This window comes from Paenibacillus lautus NBRC 15380, from assembly GCF_004000945.1.
In the GTDB taxonomy this organism is placed as follows: domain Bacteria; phylum Bacillota; class Bacilli; order Paenibacillales; family Paenibacillaceae; genus Paenibacillus_AQ; species Paenibacillus_AQ lautus.
This window is the reverse complement of record NZ_BIMF01000002.1, coordinates 1-19532: the sequence shown is the minus strand read 5'-3', so window position 1 is coordinate 19532 and position 19532 is coordinate 1. Positions and strand designations below refer to the sequence as shown.

Genomic DNA, 19532 nt, shown 5'->3' with positions numbered 1-19532 from the left:
GACTGATTGATGCATGAAGACATTTATTTTGGATAAATGTAGCACTATACAAAAAAATAGTCAATAATAATGTCATAATATATAACATTAAATTCACTTCGGTTTCTGATTATCTCCAAGCGTGATAGAGGATCTTGTTAGGCACAAAAAGGCCAACCAGAAATCTCTGGCTGACCTAATAATACGAAAAAGACCCTAGTAGGGCCCTTTCCTTTTTATCGAAACTTCCCGTAATCTTTAATGTGCACATCAAACGAGCATTCCACCGGAATCTTTTGAAGCTCCTGCCGCCAGTTCATTTTTTTCCATTGTTCATAGCCAACCCGATTACGAACATGACTGCCGATTCCGAGATTATCCACCTGATGTTTTTTCATCAACGCAATCATGGCATCGCCTTTTTTTGAAATATATTGACTGATTCGCTGCTCCAGCTCACGCCGTTCCCGCTCGTTGCTTAACTTGGCATCACCGATGTATTCCAGAACAGAGCCGGTAACCTTGACATGAAACGTAACCTTCTCAACGCCTTGTACTCCGCGGGTGATCTTGACTTTTCGCGTGCTGATCAATGAACTGAACATGACGTTTTCCTGCTTGCCGTTAATCTCCGTCAGATCAATATTAATTTGGCCTTCTCGGAATTTGTCTTTCAGAAAAGCGAAGACCAATGCGTCCTGAGAGTGGATCTTCGTAACATAACGATCATCTCTAAATAACGCGATACCATCCGTTGTAATGTAATTGTTATCATGCTTCTTAAGAATCGGAGCAACAGGGTCCACGCCCTGATCAAAAAAATCCCTGGCGAAATTAAATAACGTAACCTTGGGAATGGTCTGCCCGAGTGCTTCCTTCTCAAGCAGCATATCGATATATCGGCCGGTTCGCGGGTGCTGCTTGTAATCGTCAATGAGCAATTCGCCTGCACTGCCTTCAACCACGCTGATTTTTACCTGCGAAGAGATGGAGGGATCCCGAAACAAGGTATCCAGATGACCGTGCAATCCGCTTTCCGCCAACGAAGTACCGAACAACACATTACGCAATTGTCCACTCACCAGCATCATCCCCGTTTGTCTGGACATGATCATTCTCGCTTCCTTGCTGCTCTTGGCTGTTGCCGTCAGCACTTCACGCTTAGCGGATGTCTCTGGATCCGCTTGGGGTATCGAGACTGAGAAGCTTAACTCGCCATTCGGGAGCAAATCATAGCTTGTCGTTTGGATGAATCCCAGATCTTCCAAAATGCGTTGATCCCCGCAGCCGGATACAGGGATGATACACAGCAGGAGGAGTAAGCACGTACATTTTTTTAACATATCACATCACGCTGCCTTTTTGCGCCGCTGCCATAACAGCAGAAGTATTAGTATCAACGGCATTATGTAGGCGAATCCAATCTGGATATAACCCAGAAATAAAAGCCACTCCCGGATTGTGTTCAATACCGTTGGAATGTAGGAAATGAGCAAAGCTGCTAGAATGATAAAAAAATAGTGGACATGGATTTTGACCTTTGGAAAAACTCTTTGGGTGCTTTCGCCAGCCGCCCAGAAGTAAAGGACAAGGGTAATGAGGGTGGTAAACAAGAAAAAGCCGTAGAAAAGATTCTCGATTCGCTCAACGAATGGAAGCTTGATATAAGCCAGCAAGTCCAGTAACGGGAATAACATGACTTTAAGCATATCCGAGCCAATTACGCCAAACGAAACAAAGCCCAAGAGCGTATAGGATACCGTACGAATTAAATTTCCATAGAATACCGCCTTGAACAGTTTGGTCTTCTTATCGGTATAGGGAAACAAAAGTAAGCACAGCTCATAACCCAAGTACGCCAAATAAATTTGAAAAAGACCCTCGGTCATGCTGTAACCGTCTTTAAAAATATAGGGGGATAATCTCTCGATTCTGAATTCCCCAACAAAATATAGCATAAGCAAGCTCATCCAGATGGTGGTCCAGAAGAAAACGGTCGAAGCCTTGGAAATGTTATAGAGCCCTTTGGTCAGCAACATAAATGCAAGAACATCGATCGCAATCTTGAACACCATGGGGTTGGTTGTTGGGAACGCGAACATCTGAAAGATCAGTACATACTCCTTGGCAACGAGACAGCCAATAAGTGCCCATACCGTACTAATCGCCAGATAGAAGGGGACCAGAATGAACTTGGGAATACTTTTTTCTAATATTTCGAAAATGGACTGTCCTTTGCCCAGCCGATACACCCAATACATCATGTAGATATTCAGACAGATCATAAGGGACACCGGGATGGTGATTAGCCAACCATTTGTTCCGAAATATTGGGCTTCGACCTGGGTAATGCTGAATACATAAACACCCGTTTGAATCATGTAGATGAGGATCGCGGTATGGAATTGAGATAGTTTTTCTTTCAATTGTCCTCACCTCTTCATTTTTAACTTCACTTTATTTCTTGCTTTGACTTGGGTTGGCCGCTTGGCCAATGTGGAAAAAGGCAGTCTCAAGAATACATCTTTCCAGTCATAGGGCTCAAAAGGAGCAATAGGCGATAAATAAGAGGCGCCAATACTCGTCAAACCGCTAAGGTGAATGACGATATACGCCAGTCCAAAGGCCAGACCCAGATTGCCCCAAAATCCTGCCATTACAATAAGCCCAAAGCGGAAGAGGCGAAAGGATGCGCTCATGACATAATTGGGTATAACAAAGGAAGCAATAGCAGAAGAGGCGACGGCAATGATCAGAATGTTACTGGTTAATCCCGCTTGCACGGCAGCCTGTCCTATCACAATACCGCCTACGATGCCGATGGTCTGTCCAATTTTGGTAGGTAGTCTGGCACCGGCTTCCCGCAGCAGCTCAATGGTAGTCTCCATCAGCAGCGCTTCAAAAATCGGGGGGAAGGGTACTTTACTTCTGGACTCTGTCAATGTCAGGATTAGATTCTCCGGAATCATCTCATAGTGAAAGGAGGTCACCGAGACGTAAAGGGCCGTCAACGTCACCGTGATAATGAGCGCTGCAAACCTCAAGAACAAGGTTGCCGTGCCTATGCTCCATCTTTGGTAATAATCGTCGGAAGACGAGAAAAATTCAAAAAAGTTGACCGGGGCGCTGAAGGCGGTGGGGCTCCCGTCCATAATCCCGACGATACGACCCGATACCAGCTTGGATGCAATCGTATCCGGCCGCTCGGTGGTCAGAAATTGTGTAAAGATCGAATAGGGATCATCATCAATGCACTGAATCAGCATGTTCGCATCATGGATAGCATCGATTTCGATATCCTTAATTCGCTTTATTACTTCTTTTACGTAGTTCTCATTGGCGATGTCTTGGATGTAAAGAACATAGACATCAGATTTGGTCACTTCACCAACGGACAATTTAATGACTTTGAGATGAGAACTCTGCACGCGCTTCCGGATCAACGACAGATTGGTATAAGCTTGTTCCGTAAACGCCTCGTGCGGACCAATAATGATGGATTCCGTTTCGGATTCGGCAACCGTACGGGACACCGGGAATATGACATCGATCAGAAATGCGTTTTCTTCATAAAAGATAGCCGCCATGCCGCTTAAAATGCCTTCAACGCATTTTTTGGTATCCGTTACTTGTTTAAATTGGGATTGCTCTGTTAACAACGCAAGCGGCGCTTCAGCGGTTAACACAGGGGGGAGCAGGTCACGCTCCAGCCGATCCTCATTGACTAAATGGCTGAAATACAGTACATGCAAACGTTCCTTATGATAGGTTTTATGAACAAAATCGGCGGCATCATCAAATTGGTCGATGATATGCTGCAGCGTTAGTCTAACTTCTTCCTGGGGGTTAGGGTCCTGTTGATTTTCGTGAGTTTGGCCTTCTTCAGAATGCTCATGGCTAACCAGAAACATGGATTTTAACTTCTGTTTCATCCCCACGCCTTTTCACCTCGGATTCCTGCATAGTCTGTCACAGTGTGTGTACTTTTCCCTGGATTTATCCAACGAATCCCATGTCGAATTAGGATGAACGTAAGCGGGAATCTTAGGCATGAGAGACGCACGCCAGATTTATCTAGAGGTGTAAAGAGGAGGTTTACTATGCTGGGCAGCATCTTATTAGCCGGTGTTTTATCGCTTGGGATAAGTCCTGGTGATGATCAAGGAATAAAAGAATCTTCGAAGAATCAGTTTCAGCAGGCTATCTTTGAATCCAGCGGTGAGCTTGTGGAGGAGGCTGTAAGGACCTGTGAGAAACATTTCGGTACAGCCATCTTCTTACCGCCGCAGTTGCCGCCCGTAGATTTCACGCATCAGTATGGCCGCTGTTATGACATGAAGGGCGGATTGGACGAGCATTTGGAGGTTCATTATCAAAACCGATATAAACCTGAACATGACTACAAAATCGAGTTATATCCCCTGGAGAATAAACAGCAGCTGAAACATCTATCGTTTCTAGAATCGGAGCTGGCAGATCATACAACCGCAAAGTTCTACAAGGGACCGATCAATACGCTTCAGCTGTTAGTATTCGAAAAGGGAAACTGGCAATACCTTCTAACTGCTGCAAATCGCACTTCATCAAAAATCAGGCAGCAGGAATTGACGGAAATTGCAGAGTCCCTGATCCATGCCGTGAACAGTAAAGACCCTGCTTACGCCACATGGGGAACTCTCGCGGTGACGGAAACGAAGCGTAAATACAATATGGATGTAGTCGACTACCTCTATATGGGAAGAACCACGATATCCAGTGAAATGGCGGAGGAGAAATTTAAGCTATGGCTTAAGAAAGGGGCTCGTGAATTCGGTGTATACGTAACCGTTGCGTTTCATCCGACAACTCATCAGTTCATATCGATTCGGTACGAAGAATTGTAGCCGGAATTCGAGCTGGTTAGCAGGAATAAACACGATTTTCAGATAGAGATTCACGTTTGCTATTTTGAAAGTCGTGTTTTCCTGCTGTTCAGAAGCATGCATATGGTGTACCATATTTGGTGAAACTTGCCTCCGTTCTACATTTTGCGCCAGTAATAGTGATTTAGGAGTGATTCGCTTTGTCGTTTATAGTACTCAAGCTCCTATTTGTACCAATGATATCGGTTTTTATCATGGTGTCGTCAGTTTATCTTGGATATCAAACGTCAATCCCTTTGATGCTGGTCACGGCATCGTTACTGTATGCATCCGTTTTTTTCGATCGAAAGTACGAATGGCTTCGCAGTATACAATTTCTCTTTCTCGGGGCGTTTCATTATGTCAGCCAATTGAATTGGTGTATCTTGCTGTATTACATACTAATCATCAATCTCATTAATAAAAAAGAGCGTTTCATAGAAACGATGCCGCTGTGCCTTCTTATGGTCCTTCAATATTCCATCATTCGTCTGACTTATGTACCTTTTACAAAATACCATATTCTGGTTTCAGTGTTTGATTGCTTAGCATCCTTTGTCGTCGTCATTTCCTTTCATTTTGTTAACTTTCTTGAATCGGAGAAGAAGAAATTATATAAGCAAAACGATTACCTGACCTATCACGATCCCTTGACGGGACTTCTGAATTATGATGGATATTTGCATAAAGTTCAGCATCTCATTGAGGTGAACAAGCCCTTTCAGTTGGTGTTACTGGACATCAACAACTTCAAATCGTTAAATGCCAAGGATATCTCCACAGCCAATGAGATTCTGATCAGTTTCTCACGGGCCGTGCGCAAACTGTTCCTGAACGATATGCTGGCAGCCTCCCGATATGCGGGAGACCGCTTTGCTATACTGCTACCCGAGCACGTCAATATCGACAGCAGCATGTTCCATTTTGAAAATATCGGTGTACAGGTGACCTATAGCATCACTTGTTACCCGCATGAAGCTATAAATTATCAAGAGATGATCAGCACTGCAGAGGACCGTATCTTTCAAATGCGGCGCAATTCCTGGATGAGAAGCCAGGAGGAAATGATCCGAACGGAAAAGATGAAAATGGTGGGGGAATTGGCTGCCGGGATGGCCCATGAGATTCGGAATCCTCTTACCTCCATTAAAGGGTTTATTCAACTCTCCAAAACTCAAAGTTATAACATTCAGCCCTGGTATGAAGTCATTATGGGGGAGATTACGCGGGTAGGGGAGCTAACGGCAGAATTTTTGCACTTCTCCAAGCCCCATGCCAGCAATATGAGGGTAGAATCACTTACGGACTGCATGACACGAGTCTATTCGTTGTGTGAATCCGAAGCAGCTTCGCATGGACATGTATTTATGCTGGACATAAGCGATGAACCGATCCAGATCGTCATGGACCGTGATAAGATCATCCAGGTGCTAATCAACCTGATTCGTAATTCCTTTCAAGCGATGGAGCACACCGGCTCCGTCCGAATCTCGCTCAGGGCGGAAGAACGAATGGCTGTCGTCGAAGTTGAGGATACCGGTAAAGGCATTGCCGATGAAAATCTGGCCAAGATTTTTGATCCGTTCTATACAACCAAAGAAGAAGGGACCGGCCTTGGGTTATCCCTGTGTCAAAAAATTGTAGAGGACCATGGCGGCAGAATAACAGTGCATAGCGAGCTGGGTATTGGCACAACGTTTACCTTGCGGATTCCACTGGCTTAGAAAAAATGGATGGCAATCTACCGAAATATATCCTATGATAGGATAGTTATTTAGCAACCTAAGATGGTTTGCTGAAATTTTATACTTATGCATCAATGTGTTGCAGGAAAGGAAGTAACAAAACGTATGTCGATGACCACGAATGAAGCCGGTTCAGCCATAGTTCTAACTCGCAGGAAGAGGCTTCAGTTTGCCTTGATTCTCGGATCTCTTTCGGCTTTCGGGCCGCTTTCCGTTGATATGTATTTACCTGCACTGCCTAAACTCTCCGAGAGTTTGGGGTCGTCAGCATCGTTGGCCCAATTAAGCCTGACGGCGTTTTTACTTGGTCTTGCTCTGGGACAGCTTGTGGCAGGCCCGCTCAGCGATATCCGGGGGAGAAAAGCACCGCTCATCATATCCTTGATTGTTTATTCGATTACCTCCTTGCTGTGTGCGTTTGCCCCAACGATATGGGTTCTGGTTGTGCTTCGGCTTGTACAGGGAGCAAGCGGAGCAGCCGGTATCGTCATATCCAGGGCTGTCGTCCGGGATTTATACACCGGTTCGGAGCTGACCAAATTTTTTACATTGCTGATGCTGATCAACGGTTTAGCACCCATTATCGCTCCCGTATTCGGAGCGTTTGTCCTTAATTTCGTCTCTTGGCGCGGAGTTTTTGTCGTTCTGTTCCTGATTGGATTGCTTATGCTGCTCGCTGTATGGTTTGGTCTTCCGGAAACGCTCAATCGGGAGAAAAGGGCCAACGGCGGGATCAAGCAAACCTTCCGTACCTTCGGTACGCTGGTTCGGGACCGCGTATTTGTCGGCTATGCGCTTTCCCAAGCGTTCGTATCAGCCGCGATGTTTGCTTATATCTCGGGGTCACCATTCGTATTGCAGGATATCTTTGGCGTATCCCCTCAAATGTACAGCCTGTTCTTTGCCGTTAACGGGGTCGGTATTGTCCTGTTCTCTCAAATTACGGGTAGATTAGCCTCCCGTACAGGGGAAACCAAATTGTTGACAACGGGTCTGGTCATAGCGGCCTTTGGAGGCACGTCGCTGTTCGCGATCACATGGCTCGGCGGCGGATTGCTGCTGATTGCACCCATGTTGTTCCTGATTGTTTCTGCCGTCGGCATGGTCAGTGCAACGACAACATCACTGGCGATGCAGAAGCAAGCAGCCCACACATCAGGCAGTGCGTCCGCACTTCTTGGATTACTGCCATTGTTATTAGGTGCAGCCGCAAGTCCACTCGTGGGCCTGGGAGACGGAACAACCGCGGCCCCCATGGGAACGGTCATCGGGATTGCAGAATTGCTGGCCGTAAGCTCGTTTCTGTTCCTTGTTTTGCCCTTTAGTCATAGGAAAGAGACTCCTGTCTCCTTGTAAATTAAAGTTATGACATATAGAGAACCCGCACATTCATGGTGCGGGTTCTTTTGTTTATAAAACAATCTGAATGAATTACCTGTAATGCAATCATAATACCAGAGAGTGAACGAAACTGGATATGTACAAAAACGCGAAGAATAGAGAAAAACACAAAGATAAAGCAGGTGAACCAGCTTGAGATGGATATCAGTCCTTGGTCTATTGTTTATGCTCCTGCAAGGGGATGAACCGGAAAACAACAATTTAATGATAACGCAAGAAGGCAAAGTCATGGCAAGCGTGAGCCGAAGCGAACATGCGCTTGATGTTTTCCCGCTGCTGGATATGGATAAATACGATCAATGGGTGGATGCGCTTGATCGGAAAACCTATCTGGAAGCCCGGAACGCCCGGATTGGCAGCAGTGGCCAAATCATTCCGGGGCAGAATGGTCATAGACTGGATCGACGCAAACTGCTGGAACAATATTATTCATATTGGTACGGCACTGGGGGCGCTTCCGTCGAAGCACCGAGGTATCCGATTTATCCGAAGGTGGATACCGAGCTTCTAGCCTCCATTCGGGTTAAACCGATAGGTTACTATGTCACCTATTTTAATTCCAACAACAAAAATCGTTCCCATAATATCGCGTTAGCTGCTCAGGCGATTGACAGTGCAGTCGTATTCCCCGGAGAAACCTTCTCGTTTAATCAGGTGGTTGGCATGAGAACGGTGGACAGAGGTTACAAGCGTGCCGGCGTTATCGTCAGGGGCGAATTATCAGAGGGAGTGGGAGGAGGGATTTGTCAGGTCTCTTCCACACTGTATAATGCCATTGACCGTGCAGGCTTACAGATTGTAAAGCGCTACTCTCACAGCCGGAACGTCCCGTATGTGCTGCCGGGGCGCGATGCTACGGTGAGCTGGGGAGGACCCGATTTTGTTTTTGAGAACGCCTATAATCAGCCTATCCTCATCCGGGCATTCGGTAATGGGGGAAGAATGACCGTTGCGATATACTCTTCTGAACTCATTGAATATAAGCCGCGTAACGTACCAAGCATCTCCAACATGCTGCCGGAGGAGACGAGTGACAACAAGCACAATCCGGTTAATGGTGATTAATCCAAGGGTTGGATGGATGCAGCAGGTCGCGGGCTCGCCGACTTATACCATTGCATACACAACCAAAACACTAGAATAAGATCAACCGCGTCGCCACCGTAATACATCAGCATTCCGCCGAGCTGGGCCTGTTCCGAAGATACGCCATCGGGTGGATGGGCATATAGGTATTTGGAGAGTATTCCATGTCCGGCAATGGCGATCATCAGGATGATCGTGCGAGTCTGAAAGCTGCGACGGTGCGGAGCCACATCCACGTAAATCAAAGATACCGTAAATAAATACCCGGCTGCAAAAACATGAAAATGCACGACGATATGCAGTAAAAAGTTATGATGCATGGCCATGAATAAGCCGGTTGTGTACAGGATCCATAGTCCACCGATATTCAACAAGGTCGCTACCGCCGGATGAACAAAGATTTGGGCCGGTTTGCTCTTCAGCAAACGAGTGATTCGTCTGGCGAATGGAACGGGTGTAGACCTGAGCAGCAGCGTCATCGGCGCGGAGAATGCAATCAACAGCGGTCCCAGCATACCGAGCAGCAGATGTCCGAGCATATGGATCGTGAAGTTCGCAGGGGCGAGTCGCGCTAGCGGACCAATCAGCGGCAAAACAATGCAAAGCATACCCGCAACCCAGCAAACATAACGATGGATCGGCCAAATTCGGTAGTTGCGATTGGAGATCGCAGCAGCAATTATATATAGAAGAATGAGAAGCGCAAAGATTAGGCCACCCATGATCCATTCCCAGAAGGTCCATGAAGCAGAGGCTCCGGACATTCCAGCCCCATGATCAAGCGAATGGTTACTCATCATAGGATCAGGCCTCCTTGGAACGGACACGGTTTTGAGTTCGCACGATGAGAATCAGACCAACTATGATCATGCCCGCAGCAATCAGGTTCCAGACCCAATCGTAGGGACGGATATCGACGTTATAACGAATCTGGTGCAGCCGCATCCATTTATGCTGAATGATGCCGTCATACAGCTGGAAGGCGCCGCCTCCAAGCAGAATGCCTCCAATCCACCGTTTAAGCCAGAATGCATTCCGGTGATGCAGATCGGCAAGCATGAATGAGGACCCGATGGTAGCAAACCAGCTGAACGCATGAAACAGTCCATCAGATACAAGTCCAATTTCGGTTGTAGACTTATCGTAGAAATGATGCCAGTGCAGCAATTGGTGGAACACAACCTCATCGATAAAACCGACCAGACCTAATCCGAATAAGATTCCGGCCCATACATTACGCGCGGAGTATCTTATGCGCTGTAATTGGTTTTCTTTGGACGTTGTTGATTTCATTCGGTTCATCCTCTTCCAGTTTATAAAAATTCGAGGTGTATCGGTTTAAAAGGGTGCTACTATCTAAGTTTACCCATTTTTACCATATCAATAACCAGAAGAGGTAGAGCGGTATGTTCTTATCGATGTCACCTTGATCAGATTGTACTTATGCCAGTCTTCATGAAATTTGCCGGAAGTGCAAACGGGTGGGAACCACCTCGATTGCGGCGATTCCATGAACGTTACGGTGTTTCTGAGGCGGGGGAAAGTCAGACTGTCATCCACAATGAACGTCAGTTCGGCTGCTTGACACGGTTATATCCCATGAACAGTACCAACCGTTTCCCCAATTAACGGGGAAACGGTTGGTTTATTGGATGTTTATGAAATGCTTCATAAGTCCTCCTTGAAAATGGCTTTTAAATAGAATACAGTGATGTGATTTGGATAAAAAGGGTGGAATTTACTATTATTCACTCCTGCATTTGAACTAAAGGAGAAATGTCAATCTCGAGGTTGTTAAGTTTACATAATAATTAATATGTAACCATACAAGTTATTCTAATAGATGCATACATGAGATATCTGCATCTGCTCATGTTATTCTACTAAGATTAGAATCTTCTATATTTATGAACGGGAGATACACTTTGTTTGTCTTAATAAATCAACATAGTCAAAAGGCGAATCCCTAACAGGATTCGCCTTTTTCATGGCAGCAGCAAAATTCATAATGTTGAGCATTAGCCATGAAGAGAAATCGGAATCTCCCTCACACCGCGGACGATCATACCTGGTCTCCATTCAAGCTCATCGATGTCCCGTTGAAGCTCAAAATTGGGGTAGCGGCGGAGCAGCGTGTTGATTGCGATTTCACCCTCCAGTCTGGCGAGGGGGGCTCCCAGACAGAGATGAATCCCTTTGCCAAAGGCTAAATGCTGGCTCTTCTCACGGGTGATATCAAAGATATCCGGGTCCTCAAATTGGGAGGCATCCCGATTTGCAGAATTCAAAGCGATGACAACCAAGTCGCCTTTCTTCATGTGAACACCATGAAAATCCATATCCTCCGCCGCCCAACGGGAGGTGCTGAATTCAACGGGACCGTTGTAGCGCAGCATTTCTTCAATAGCGCCATGAATGAGTTCGGGCTGCGCCTGCAGAAGCCGGCGCTGCTCCGGATGCTCCAATAGCGCGAGCACGCCATTGCCGATGAGGTTCACCGTAGTTTCATGGCCGGCAATAATCATTAAGGTAACGACGCCATACAGCTCTTGTTCCGATAAGCGCTCACCTTGATTCTCGGCAATGACCAATTGACTAATCATATCATCGCCGGGATTTTCGCGAACCTTGGCAAACCAGTCCTTCAAATAAGCGATGAACTCGTTCATATGCTGACCTACTTGCTCGTTCATTTCCTGGTTGGAAGCGCCGATGATGGAATTGGACCATACCCGGAACTTGTCCTGATCCTCGGTAGGAACGCCGAGAATCTCGCTGATTACTATAATGGGAAGCTTAAAGGCATATTCGTCAATAAGATTCATGGTGTCTTTGGAGGAGACAGCATCCAGCAGGTTGTCCGCGATCTCTTGAATATGGCCCCGCATATCCGCAATTCGCTGCGGAGTAAAGCCCTTTTGGACCAATCCGCGAAGTCGTTTGTGATCCGGTGGATCGGAGAACAGCATATTAGTGCTGAACACGCTGGTCTGTTCCTGCCCCATTGCTTTCGCGATGTCTTTACTGAACCGGCCATCCTTGAGTGCTTCAACGGCTTCAGCGTAACTGCTGATCAGCCATCCGAAACGTCCATCCGGAAATTGCAGATTCAGTATGGGATCGCTTTGCCTCAATTTCTCGTACACAGGATAAGGGTTATGAGTAAATTCTTTGGTAAACAACGCATTTTTCAGAGATTCGTTCACATTCATCGGTATGGTCTCCTCTCGAAAATGATAGTTTCATATCCAGTATAAGGGAAGGAGAAGGAGATAACCAATTTACGGATGAAATGCCGACAGTCTCCAAATATTAGATCATACCCACTTGCGATGAAAACGGGGATCATGATTGATGCTTAAAGAGCGCCTTTTGGTCTACTGACTATACGATGTTTTCTTTGTTATATTGGATCATATCTGAAGGGATGAAAGGGGGAATAAAGCGGTGAAATCCGTTTCCGGGGAGAAGGCCGCGCTGCTGGTTCGATTTTTCATACCGTATGCTGTCATTTTGGTGGGCTCCCTATTGGTTGGATGGTTTGCTTATGAGAAGACTGCAGGGCTTATCGAAAGTGAGACGGTGAGAAGCACCTCCGCCGCTCTGCAGCAAATCCAGGAAGCGCTGGATCAGAGATTTGCCGAAATCGAGAACATGGCACGGCAGATGTCGAGCGAATCGAAGGTGCTGTCTTTTCAATTTGAGAAAGAACCGTTTGCGGGAACAGGTCCTTACCGTCTATGGGATTTGGAAAAGAGTTTGTTTAATTACAAATTGTTTAATCATTTCATCTTGGATTATTACATCGCTTACAGGAACAGCAACATGATCGTTTCACCTCGTAAGGTGTATACGGTGGACCAGTATTATCGTTTGCAGCTGCGCTATGACGACCAGTCATTAAGCGAGTGGAAGCAAGCTCTGTTTGGGCAGTATCATTATAAAACGTATGCCCCAGGCCATTCGGTCGTGTATGAAGGCAAACCTTACTCGGTTGTCAGCTACATGCAATCCTTCGGGAACAAAAGGAGCAGTGGAGTTGTCACTGTACTGATCAACAACATGCAGATTCAGGACATGCTTCGAAAAGTCGATCCGGAACAAGAGGGGTTTGCCTACATCGCGGATCAGAACGGCAACCTGATCAGTTCTATTGGTTTGAAAGAACCGGATATTTTGAAAGCGCTTCCCAAACGAGGGGGCTACTCCCATATCCGATTGGGCGGTCAGGAAATGCTGGTGACGCAATCCACGTCCAAATACAATGGCTGGAGCTATGTATCCGCTCAACCGAAATCCGTGGTGCTGCAAAAGGTAAATTATATCAAACAGCTGACATTGACGATTTTTATCACGGCTCTTCTGCTGGGGCTTGGGATCGCCGGCTATTTTGCATATCGAAGCAGCAGACCATTCCTTAAGATCCTCCAGCTTCTGCCGTCATCGCGTCGGGATGCAAAGCATGTGGTTTCTCGTAACGCCGTTGATTATATCGGACATTCCGTGTCCGAGCTGATTGAAAGTCATGATACGCTGAAGGAGCGGTTGGAAGAACAGATTCCGATGCTGCGAAATGTCGTGGTTGACAGGCTTCTGAAAGGAAGCTTCACATCGATGCAAGAGATAGATGCTGCCATGGAGCACGCACAAGTCCAACTTCGGGGATCTCACCATGCGGTTGCTCTTCTTCATATTCGGGGATACCAGGAGCCGTTTATGGAAGAGATGCTGATGGAACTCGATATTGTAAAAATCAACATCCGTGACCGGATTCAAGCGTTATGCGGGGAGAGGGTGCTGCTGCATGATTTTGGTGAAAACCAATTGGTCCTGATCCTGTCGGGAACAGCAGCCGACAACGCGGATTTTACGACACAGATGCGAGCGAATGTACAGGTAATTTATAAGCATTTGAGCGGAATCTCAGATACGGGTTTGTATCTGGCAGTAGGAGAATGCCAGTCCAGCGTTGCTGAGCTATACCGCTCCTACGGGGAGGCCAGGTTTGTGCTTCATCACGCGGGATGGAGCGAGAAGACTCCTATCTTATATCATGCTGAAATGGATACGCCGGCCTTCTCCTATTATTACCCGGCCGATGAAGAGATGAGGCTGATACAGCTTGTGAAGGCAGGCAATCTGGATGAGACACAGCAGCTTCTGCTGCAGATCAAGGAGAAGAACAGAGCGGAGCGGCAATTGCCGATGGCCGTGGAGAAGCTCCTTACCCAGGAGCTTAGCGGTACCTTGATGAAATGCTGCGAACAGACAGGAAATGATGGAAGCGGCAGAACGGAGGAAATGGACGCTGTCATCCGAGCGATAAACCCGGTCATGCCTCCTGCCGAAGCTATGAATATTCTCTACACCGCATTCACTCGGCTCTGCCTGAAGAACGAGGAGAGGAAGAAGAGTCACAATGATCATTTAACGAACCGGCTCCTTACCCATATCGAGAACCACTATGGAGAGAGCGATCTGAGTTTATCCACGCTCGCCCGGGAAACCCGCACCTCCGAAGCATACGTATCTTACTTCTTCAAGGAGCAGACGGGTTTGAATTTCTCGGAGTATCTCGAGAAGCTCCGAATGGATGAGGCAAAGCGGGAGTTGGCGGCGAGCGACAAGCCGGTAAGTGACATCGCTGGAGCTTGTGGTTATCTGTCGCTCAACACCTTCAGCCGGGCGTTTAAACGGGTAAATGGCATCAGCGCTACCGAGTATAGACGCCTTCACCGGGCCGGAGACCATGCTTAATCTTAAGAAATGCGTAATGCCGGATTGGTGAATAACAGCCCATTCTAAAATTCTGAATAGTCTACCGGAAATATGAAGATTTACGCCGATCAACCCGGCTGTATATACTCCAATCACGGACCGGATCGGGACGAATTCATTAACGATTGGAGTGGTAACTGCTGAGTGGCTGGAAGAGTATCATCCGTAGCTGGCAACTGTACGCGCTTTTTTTGCTCCCGTTGTTGTACATCATCATATTTAAGTATGTACCGATGTACGGCGCGCAGATTGCGTTTAAAGAGTTCAACGTCACGAAGGGGATCAACGGAAGTCCATGGGTAGGCTTTGCCCAGTTCGAACGCTTCTTTCAATCGCATGAATTCTGGCGACTGCTGAAGAACACATTCTCCATCAGCTTGTACACGCTGATAGCCAGTTTTCCGTTTCCCATTATGCTTGCGCTTGGACTGAATTATGTAAGGAACCGGCGATTCAAGAATACCGTCCAGATGGTTACATACGCGCCTTATTTCATCTCTCTGGTCGTACTGGTGGGCTTGATGCTGCAGTTTATGGATCCAAGAACGGGACTCATCAATACGATGCTCGGCTGGATCGGCATAGGTCCGTTTCATTTCATGGCGGAGGCTTCCTGGTTTCAGTCGATCTATGTGTGGTCCCATATTTGGCAGAATGTCGGGTTTTCCTGCATCATTTTTTTGGCAACGCTTTCAGGTATTGATCCGGCCCTCCATGAAGCAGCCGTCATGGATGGAGCCACGAAGATGCAGCGGATGCGCCATATTGACCTCCCGGGCATCATGCCCATCGCCATTATTTTGCTCATTCTGAATACGGGGCAAATGCTGGAGACCGGCTTCGAGAAAATTCTGTTAATGCAGAACGCACTGAATTTGCGTTCTTCCGAAGTCATTGACACGTACGTGTACAAGGTTGGATTGGTATCTCAAGCGATGAACTTCTCATATGCCACGGCAATTGGGTTGTTTAAAGCAATCATCGGCTTCGTGCTGTTGCTGATCGTGAATCAGACGGCCAAAAAGCTGAAGCAGGAAAGTCTTTGGTAAGGAAGGGAGGACATGTATGCAATCACCTGCCATGAAAGAATCCGGCTCGGACCGCGTGTTTACGGTGGTCAACTACATCATTTTATCCGTTTTCCTAATCGTTGTGTTATATCCGCTGATTTATGTAGTCAGCGCCTCATTCAGTTCCAGCAGCGCGGTTTTGTCGGGAAAGGTATGGCTGTGGCCAGTCGACCCGACGCTCGAGGGTTACCGTGCGGTGTTCAAAAATACAATGGTCGCCAAAGGCTTCATGAACACGCTGTTCTATACGCTGGCAGGCACCTCGATCAATCTCATTCTGTCCGTCATGGCGGCGTACCCGTTGTCGCGCAAGGATTTTCGGGGCCGCAGCGTGTTCATGCTGCTGTTCGTGTTCACGATGCTGTTCAATGGGGGGCTCATTCCGACCTACCTGCTGGTGAAGGATCTCGGCATGATTGACACGGTATGGTCGATGCTGATTCCCGGGGCGCTGTCGGTGTGGAACGTTATCATCATGCGGACCTACTTCCAGACGACAATCCCCCCGGAATTGCTGGAGGCTTCGCAGCTGGACGGCTGTACGGATTTCCGGTTTCTGTGGCGCATCGTGCTGCCGCTTTCGGGTCCGATTCTGGCCGTCATTGCCCTATTCTATGCCGTTGGACACTGGAACCAATATTTCAACGCCATGATCTATTTGAAGAGCGCGGATTTGTACCCGCTGCAGCTGGTGCTTCGCGATATTCTGGTGCAGAACGAGGTCAATATCGAAATGCTCGGCGACGCTAAAACCGCTGCGGCCCGGCAAGGGCTGCGGGAGCTGCTGAAATATTCGCTGATCGTGGTCACTTCAGTTCCGCTGTTGATCGTTTATCCGTTCTTGCAGAAGTTTTTTGTCAAAGGGGTCATGATCGGTTCGTTAAAGGGATAAACCATCCATCATTTCAGGAGGGCGGGACGTTATGAGAAAAAGAACACGGGTTATCATGAGTGCTTTCACCGCATTTAGTATCCTTCTTGCAGGCTGCACGGGTTCACAGAGCCCGAAGGGCGCGGATGAGGCGCAGAAAGCCGGCACCGAGCCTATCGCATTATCCGAACCGGGAACCTATCCGCTGGTTCAAGAGAAAACCACCTTGAAGGTAATGGTGCGGGGAAATCCACTGGTCGAGAATTTCGAAACGAATGAATTCACCAAATGGTACGAAGAAAAAACGAATGTGCATATCGAGTGGGAGGTCGTTCCGGAGCAGAGCATGCAGGAGAAGCTGAATCTCGTTCTTGCCAGCGAGGATTATCCCGATGTCATCATGGGCTTGAACATATCGCCGGCGCAGCAGATGATTTACGGCTCGCAGGGCGCCTTTCTTCCATTGAATGATTTGATCGAGAAGCAGGGCCCGAACACGAAGAAATTGTTCCAGGAGAACCCGGAGATCCAATCCACGATTACGGCGCTCGACGGCAATATCTATGCGCTTCCGGAAGTGAATGAATGTTATCACTGCTCCATGAGCCAGAAGATGTGGATTTATGAGCCTTGGCTGAAGAAACTCAATCTAAAAATGCCCGAAACCACCGATGAGCTGTACGAGGTGCTGAAGGCTTTCAAAGAACAAGACCCGAACGGCAATGGAATCCAGGATGAAATTCCGCTGTCGATTTCACCGAAATCCTGGAGCTCCTCCATCGATGCGTTCTTGTTGAATTCTTTCATCTATAATCCGGTTTACGGCTCAAGTTACAAGCATATATTCATAAAAGACGACAAGCTTGACGTTGCCTTCAACAAACCGGAGTGGAGGGAAGGCTTGCGGTATATGAATAAGCTGTATGCTGAGGGACTGCTCGCTCCGGAGTCGTTCACGCAGGATGACAATCAGCTGATCCAGATCGGGGAAAATCCCGATTCCGTAATTCTGGGCGCTTCAACCGGCGGCCATCAGGGTATATTTACCCAACTCCTCGGCGAAAGCGGAAGATGGTTGGAATATAAGACCGTGCCGCCGCTCAAGGGACCGAATGGGGTTCGCTATGCGGCTCTCGATTCCACCGGAATGAATCCGGGTGCATTTGTCATCACGAAGAAGGCCAAGCATCCTGAGCTTGCCCTGCGGTGGGCGGATGGGTTGTACGAGCGGGAGCATACGCTGAGAAGCGTGTATGGCCGCCCGGACCAGGAATGGCGGGAAGCGAAGGATGGAGAGATCGGCATTAACGGGGAGCCTGCAGTCTGGTCTGAGCTGAAGTCATACGGCACGGTCCAAAATATTGCCTGGATTCAAACCGGCCCGAGTTTGCGTACAAATGATTTCCGCCTGAGCGCTGTTGCCAAAGGAGACGACGACCTGGAAGTCGTATTGTACAACGAGACGAAAAATAAATACGAACCTTACAAACCAACCGATGTCAGCACCGTGCCGCCGTTATTTCTAACCAACGAGCAGGCGTCCGAGGTAGCGGATCTGTCCAAGACGATCAACGATTACGTGGATGAAATGATGGCCCGCTTCGTGATCGGCGATGCCGATCTGGATAAGGACTGGGATAGCTACGTGAAGCAGCTGGAGGCCATGAATGTGGCCCGCTACCTGGAAATCTACCAGGAAGCTTATGATGGAAGAAGCAAATAAAGGAGGGATTGCAGGATGAAGGTTGGAGTGAGCACCTACAGCTTGCTGCCGGCTATCCGCGCAGGCGAAATGACGGTGCTGGACGTGGTGGATTGGATCGCGGAGAACGGCGGCCAGCACATGGAGATTGTGCCCTACGGATTTACGCTGGAGGATAATCCCGGGCTTGCCGATGCGGTGCGTGAGCGGGCGGCGGAAGCCGGCATCGCGTTATCCAACTACTCCATGCCCGCTAATTTTGTCCAGGAGAGCCGGGACGCCTTCGATGCGGAGGTTGAGCGGATCAAACGCCATGTCGATACGGTGAATCGGTTAGGAATGAAGCATATGCGTCATGACGTGACGGCATTCACGCTGCCGCCGGAGAAGATGGGCATTGATTATGTGGAAACCCATCTGGATATGATTGTGGAAGGATGTCGTCATATTGCAGATTACGCCGACCGTTACGGGATTACGACCACGATCGAGAACCATGGCGTGAGCGTACAGGCGAGCGACCGGGTACAGCGCGTGCTGCAGGCTGTCGACCGCCAGAACTTCAAGACGACCCTGGATATTGGGAACTTTCTATGCGTTGATGAGCAGCCGCTGGTCGGCGTGAAACGCAACTTGCCGTTTGCCTCGCTCATCCATGTGAAAGACTTCTATTATCGTCCATATGATCAGGACCCGGGTGGGGGGAAATGGTTCCGAACCTCCCACGGCAATTACCTTCGAGGCTCCATCTTCGGCCAGGGTGATCTGGACGTGCGACGAATTCTTCGGCTCATTAAAGAATCCGGTTATGACGGAGATATTACGCTGGAATTCGAGGGCATGGAGGAGTGCAGGGAAGGAACCCGGTTGGGCTTGGACAATCTGAAGCGGTTATGGGACGAAGCCTAGGTGGTTTCGTACGGAAATTATATTCTCATAGGGAAACAGATATGGAATAACAGAATAGCAGAAAAGTCGCGCCCAGCGCGACTTTTTTTA

The 19532-nt window shown here is 47.9% G+C and carries 15 protein-coding genes; 9 read left to right on the top strand and 6 right to left on the bottom strand.

Annotated features, from left to right (window positions below):
• Positions 1-215 precede the first annotated feature (215 nt).
• From PLA01S_RS03560 to PLA01S_RS03550, 3 genes are read right to left on the bottom strand one after another with little or no spacing between them, the layout of a single operon-like run.
• Entirely contained in the window at positions 216-1322 is a 1107-nt protein-coding gene (locus tag PLA01S_RS03560) for a Ger(x)C family spore germination protein (RefSeq protein WP_127590117.1), read from the bottom strand.
• 6 nt (positions 1323-1328) lie between these two features.
• Positions 1329-2405 carry a GerAB/ArcD/ProY family transporter gene (locus PLA01S_RS03555; protein ID WP_127590116.1) on the bottom strand — a complete coding sequence of 359 codons (1077 nt, stop codon included), beginning with the start codon at positions 2403-2405 and terminating at the stop codon, positions 1329-1331.
• Positions 2406-2411: 6 nt separating this feature from the next.
• Positions 2412-3911, bottom strand: a complete 1500-nt coding sequence (locus PLA01S_RS03550; protein WP_246059304.1) for a spore germination protein — start codon at positions 3909-3911, stop codon at positions 2412-2414.
• Between the two features lie 168 nt (positions 3912-4079).
• Between PLA01S_RS03550 and PLA01S_RS03545 the strand changes: the two genes are divergently transcribed.
• From PLA01S_RS03545 to PLA01S_RS03530, 4 genes are all read left to right on the top strand, one after another.
• On the top strand, positions 4080-4862 hold the full coding sequence (locus PLA01S_RS03545; RefSeq protein WP_127590114.1) for a YqzG/YhdC family protein: 783 nt from the start codon (positions 4080-4082) through the stop codon (positions 4860-4862).
• Between the two features lie 233 nt (positions 4863-5095).
• A complete protein-coding gene (locus tag PLA01S_RS03540) occupies positions 5096-6604 on the top strand; it encodes an ATP-binding protein (protein ID WP_246059303.1) in 1509 nt (502 codons plus the stop codon).
• A gap of 126 nt (positions 6605-6730) precedes the next feature.
• Complete coding sequence (locus PLA01S_RS03535; protein ID WP_127590112.1) at positions 6731-7981, top strand: multidrug effflux MFS transporter; 1251 nt, start codon at positions 6731-6733, stop codon at positions 7979-7981.
• A 177-nt stretch (positions 7982-8158) separates the two neighbouring features.
• Complete coding sequence (locus PLA01S_RS03530) at positions 8159-9091, top strand: VanW family protein (protein ID WP_127590111.1); 933 nt, start codon at positions 8159-8161, stop codon at positions 9089-9091.
• Here the strand turns inward: PLA01S_RS03530 and PLA01S_RS03525 are convergent.
• From PLA01S_RS03525 to PLA01S_RS03515, 3 genes are all read right to left on the bottom strand, one after another.
• Positions 9088-9909, bottom strand: coding sequence for a cytochrome c oxidase assembly protein (locus PLA01S_RS03525; protein ID WP_127591017.1), 822 nt, complete (start codon positions 9907-9909; stop codon positions 9088-9090). The two genes, PLA01S_RS03530 and PLA01S_RS03525, sit on opposite strands and share 4 nt — an antisense overlap.
• Positions 9910-9916: 7 nt before the next feature.
• The gene (locus PLA01S_RS03520) at positions 9917-10405 is read right to left on the bottom strand and encodes a DUF2243 domain-containing protein (protein WP_127590110.1); all 489 of its coding nucleotides are present in this window, start codon (positions 10403-10405) and stop codon (positions 9917-9919) included.
• A 725-nt stretch (positions 10406-11130) separates the two neighbouring features.
• Positions 11131-12324 carry a cytochrome P450 family protein gene (locus tag PLA01S_RS03515; RefSeq protein ID WP_127590109.1) on the bottom strand — a complete coding sequence of 398 codons (1194 nt, stop codon included), beginning with the start codon at positions 12322-12324 and terminating at the stop codon, positions 11131-11133.
• Positions 12325-12559: 235 nt separating this feature from the next.
• Between PLA01S_RS03515 and PLA01S_RS03510 the strand changes: the two genes are divergently transcribed.
• The 5 genes from PLA01S_RS03510 to PLA01S_RS03490 all read left to right on the top strand — a co-directional run bounded on the left by PLA01S_RS03510 (position 12560) and on the right by PLA01S_RS03490 (position 19442).
• Positions 12560-14869, top strand: coding sequence for a helix-turn-helix domain-containing protein (locus PLA01S_RS03510; protein WP_127590108.1), 2310 nt, complete (start codon positions 12560-12562; stop codon positions 14867-14869).
• A 212-nt stretch (positions 14870-15081) separates the two neighbouring features.
• Complete coding sequence (locus tag PLA01S_RS03505; protein WP_246059302.1) at positions 15082-15939, top strand: ABC transporter permease; 858 nt, start codon at positions 15082-15084, stop codon at positions 15937-15939.
• Between the two features lie 16 nt (positions 15940-15955).
• Positions 15956-16852, top strand: a complete 897-nt coding sequence (locus tag PLA01S_RS03500; RefSeq protein WP_127590106.1) for a carbohydrate ABC transporter permease — start codon at positions 15956-15958, stop codon at positions 16850-16852.
• Positions 16853-16883: 31 nt separating this feature from the next.
• A complete protein-coding gene (locus tag PLA01S_RS03495; RefSeq protein ID WP_127590105.1) occupies positions 16884-18554 on the top strand; it encodes an ABC transporter substrate-binding protein in 1671 nt (556 codons plus the stop codon).
• A gap of 15 nt (positions 18555-18569) precedes the next feature.
• On the top strand, positions 18570-19442 hold the full coding sequence (locus PLA01S_RS03490) for a sugar phosphate isomerase/epimerase family protein (protein WP_127590104.1): 873 nt from the start codon (positions 18570-18572) through the stop codon (positions 19440-19442).
• Positions 19443-19532: the final 90 nt, after the last annotated feature.